Source organism: Phyllobacterium sp. P5_D12 (genome assembly GCF_054049495.1).
The window spans coordinates 1-1,292 of record NZ_JBFUMG010000879.1; the positions used below are offsets into that span (position 1 = coordinate 1).

Annotated in this window: 1 protein-coding gene and 1 pseudogene; both read left to right on the forward strand. The window is 58.5% G+C overall.

Going from position 1 to position 1,292, the window contains the following annotated elements; all coding sequences use genetic code 11:
- Window positions 1-888, forward strand: an 888-nt coding sequence (locus ACXJ5O_RS27270) for an ABC transporter permease subunit (RefSeq protein ID WP_457302640.1), incomplete at its 5' end; no start/stop codon positions are given.
- Window positions 881-1,292 (forward strand): annotated as a pseudogene (locus tag ACXJ5O_RS27275) (ABC transporter permease); the annotation flags it as partial. The gene ACXJ5O_RS27270 and the pseudogene ACXJ5O_RS27275, both read left to right, overlap by 8 nt.

The window sequence follows — 1,292 nt, forward strand, 5'->3', positions numbered from 1 at the left end:
GTGCCGACACTGTTCATTGTCGTCACACTATCCTTCTTCCTCATGCGTTTTGCACCAGGAGGACCCTTCAATCTGGAACGGCCGCTGCCGCCGGCGACGATGGAAAACCTGATGAAGGCCTACCATCTCGATCAGCCGCTGTGGAACCAGTATCTGCAATATCTGAAGAATGCGGTCACCGGCGATTTCGGCCCGAGCTACATCTACAAGGACAACACAATCGCTGAACTGATCGGCAAGGGTTTGCCTTACTCGATCACGCTCGGCTCCTATGCGTTGTTGCTGGCGCTTTTTGGTGGCGTGATCATCGGCACGATAGCCGCCCTCCGGCAAAACAGCTTTCTCGATTTCCTCATCATGTCCATTGCAACGGTCGGCGTTACGGTGCCGAACTTCGTTGTCGGTCCAGTACTCACACTGGTTTTCGCCGTGCTGCTGTCGCTGCTGCCCGCAGGTGGCTGGGGGGACGGGTCCTGGCGCTTCCTCATCCTGCCGATGATTGCACTGGCCCTGCCGCAGCTCGCCGTCTTTGCACGGCTGACGCGCGGCTCGATGATCGAGGGACTGCACACGGATCACATCCGCACCGCACGCGCCTATGGACTACCACCACGCGTGGTCGTCATCACCCACGCCATGCGGGGTGCGCTGCTTCCGGTGGTATCGTATCTTGCCCCATGCGCAGCGGCGCTGTTGACGGGTTCTGCCGTCGTTGAATCGATTTTCACCATTCCCGGCGTCGGTCGATATTTCGTCCTGGGCGCCATCAATCGGGATTACACGCTCGTCATGGGGACTGTCGTTCTCGTCGCGATCTTCGTCATCGTCTTCAATCTTCTGGTCGATATTCTCTACGGCCTTCTTGACCCGAGGGTTCGCCATGACTGATCTGAGCGGTATCCCCACCACAATCATCCCGCCCGAAGAGTCCAAAGGGCGCAGTCTGTTTCAGCTCGCGGTTATCCGCTTCCGCCGCAATTATGCAGCGATGGCCGGCTGCGTGGTGCTGTTGCTGATCACCCTGTTCTCGTTCTTCGGACCCTACGTCATCAGTCATAAATATGACGAGGTATTCCCTTCCTACGTCAATGTCCCGCCAAGCCTGGAACCCTTGCCCAAGGCCGACACTCTCGGTGACGTCATGAAGGGCGTGGCGGATAGAGCCCGCGTCGAGCTGCGTGAGTTTGCCGTGGACGGCAATACGTTTACCGCGACGATCCACGCGGACAAGGCCATCGATCCGCGCTCGACCCGCTACTTCGACCGCGCCAACGAATTCGACAATACACAGG